Annotated in this window: 3 protein-coding genes; 2 read left to right on the top strand and 1 reads right to left on the bottom strand. The window is 71.6% G+C overall.

The features are described from left to right. The first annotated feature begins 51 nt into the window (after positions 1-51). Together RIN80_RS03950 and RIN80_RS03945 are read left to right on the top strand one after the other, a co-directional pair. Positions 52-798, top strand: coding sequence for a methyltransferase domain-containing protein (locus RIN80_RS03950; protein WP_309094056.1), 747 nt, complete (start codon positions 52-54; stop codon positions 796-798). Beyond that, on the top strand, positions 795-1,865 hold the full coding sequence (locus RIN80_RS03945; protein ID WP_309094055.1) for a prenyltransferase: 1,071 nt from the start codon (positions 795-797) through the stop codon (positions 1,863-1,865). The genes RIN80_RS03950 and RIN80_RS03945 overlap by 4 nt, the downstream gene beginning before the upstream one ends. Positions 1,866-1,909: 44 nt before the next feature. On the opposite strand, the gene RIN80_RS03940 is transcribed toward RIN80_RS03945, so the two are convergent. Then, positions 1,910-2,203 (bottom strand): hypothetical protein, encoded by a 294-nt coding sequence (locus RIN80_RS03940; protein WP_309094054.1) that lies wholly within the window; start codon positions 2,201-2,203, stop codon positions 1,910-1,912. Positions 2,204-2,345 lie beyond the last annotated feature (142 nt).

Below are 2,345 nucleotides of genomic sequence, written 5' to 3'. Positions count from 1 at the left end.
CTCCCCGGCCCCCGCAGATGTAACAGGCGTCAACTCCGAAAGCAGGGCCACGTGCTGACCGTCGACTTCTCCCGGTTCCCGCTCGCCCCGGGCGACCGTGTCCTGGACCTCGGCTGCGGTGCCGGACGGCACGCGTTCGAGTGCTACCGGCGCGGCGCGCGGGTCGTGGCGCTGGACCGGAACGCCGACGAGATCCGCGAGGTCGCGAAGTGGTTCGCGGCGATGAGGGAGGCCGGGGAGGCGCCGGAGGGGGCCACGGCCACCGCCATGGAGGGCGACGCCCTCGCGCTGCCGTTCCCGGACGAGTCCTTCGACGTCGTCATCATCTCCGAGGTGATGGAGCACATCCCGGACGACAAGGGCGTCCTCGCCGAGATGGTGCGGGTGCTGAAGCCGGGCGGCCGCATCGCGGTCACCGTGCCGCGCTACGGCCCCGAGAAGGTCTGCTGGGCTCTGTCCGACGCCTACCACGAGGTCGAGGGCGGCCACATCCGCATCTACAAGGCCGACGAACTGCTCGCCAGGATCCGCGAGGCCGGGCTCGAACCGTACGGCACCCACCACGCCCACGCCCTGCACTCGCCCTACTGGTGGCTGAAGTGCGCGTTCGGCGTCGACAACGACAAGGCGCTGCCGGTGCGGGCGTACCACAAGCTGCTGGTCTGGGACATCATGAAGAAGCCCCTGGCCACCCGCGTCGCCGAGCAGGCGCTGAACCCGCTGATCGGCAAGAGCTTCGTGGCGTACGCGACCAAGCCGCACCTGCCGGGCCTGGCCACCGGGGCGGACGCCCGGTGACCACTCCCCGGACGGAGCACCTGGTCCTGCCCGGGGTCCTCACCGCCGGGCAGGCCGCCGAGACCGTGGCCGGCATCCTCGCCGTGCAGCGCGAGGACGGCGCGATCCCCTGGTTCCGCGGCCACCACCTCGACCCGTGGGACCACGTCGAGGCCGCGATGGCCCTGGACGCGGCCGGTGAGCACGAGGCCGCCGAGCGGGCCTACCTGTGGCTGGCCCGGCACCAGAATCAGGACGGCTCCTGGTACGCGGCCTACGCCGACGGGGAGTTCGCCGACGTCACCGACCGCGGCCGCGAGACCAACTTCGTCGCCTACATAGCCGTCGGCGTCTGGCACCACTACCTGTCCACCGGCGACGACACGTTCCTGGAGCGGATGTGGCCGGCGGTGTACGCGGCGGTGGAGTTCGTGCTGCGCCTGCAGCAGCCCGGCGGGCAGATCGGCTGGCGCCGCGACGACGACGGCACGGCGACCGCCGACGCCCTGCTGACCGGCTCCTCCTCGATCCACCACGCGCTGCGCTGCGCCCTGGCCATCGCCGAGCAGCGCGAGGAGCCGCAGCCCGACTGGGAGCTGGCGGCCGGTGCCCTGCGGCACGCGATACGGCACCATCCCGAGCGGTTCCTGGACAAGAACCGCTACTCGATGGACTGGTACTACCCCGTGCTGGGCGGTGCGCTGACCGGGGCGGAGGCCAAGGCCCGGATCGAGGAGGGGTGGGAGCGGTTCGTCGTCCCGGGGCTGGGCGTGCGCTGTGTCGTGCCCAACCCGTGGGTGACGGGCGGCGAGTCCGCCGAACTGGCCCTGGCGCTCTGGGCGATGGGCGAGTCCGACCGGGCGCTGGAGGTGCTGCAGTCGATCCAGCACCTGCGCGACGCGGACAGCGGGCTCTACTGGACGGGGTACGTCTTCGACGACGAGGCGATCTGGCCGCGGGAGCTCACCACCTGGACGGCCGGGTCGCTGCTGCTCGCCGTCGCCGCACTGGGCGGCCACGAGGCGACCTGTGCGGTGTTCGGCGGGGAGCAGTTGCCGACGGGGCTCGAAGCGGACTGCTGCGCCTGAGGGCTCGCGCTCCCCGTCGGGAGAACGCGGCCCTCAGGACGTCGTCAGTGCCGGTGCACCCGGTTGGCGATGGCGTGGCCCACGAACAGGTACACCACCGCCGCCAGGCCGTACCCGGCGACGACCCTGGCCCACGCCTCGTCGAACGTGAACAGGTCGTGCGACCACCCGGCCAGCCAGCGGGCCGCGTCGTGCACGAACTGGACGAAGTCGTTCGCCGGGTTCGCGTCCAGCAGGTACATCAGAATCCACAGGCCCAGGATGAGGGCCATGATGTCGGCTACGACCGCGATGATCGTGCCGGCCTGATTCGCGCCGTTGCGATATCGAGGGGACATAGTCTCCGGATTGCCCTTGAACCCTGGATGAAACCAGGGGAATCGCTCAGGAGTTCAACTCGGCGAGCACGCGCCGACGGGACGACGACGGTACGGCAACGGCCCCCCGCCCGGAAGGCGAGGGGCCGTGCGAGGGGCCGTG

The sequence above is a fragment of the Streptomyces sp. genome (genome assembly GCF_031181705.1).
In the GTDB taxonomy this organism is placed as follows: Bacteria; Actinomycetota; Actinomycetes; order Streptomycetales; family Streptomycetaceae; genus Streptomyces.
The sequence above is the reverse complement of the archived record's forward strand: the minus strand, read 5'-3'. Positions and strand labels throughout refer to the sequence as shown.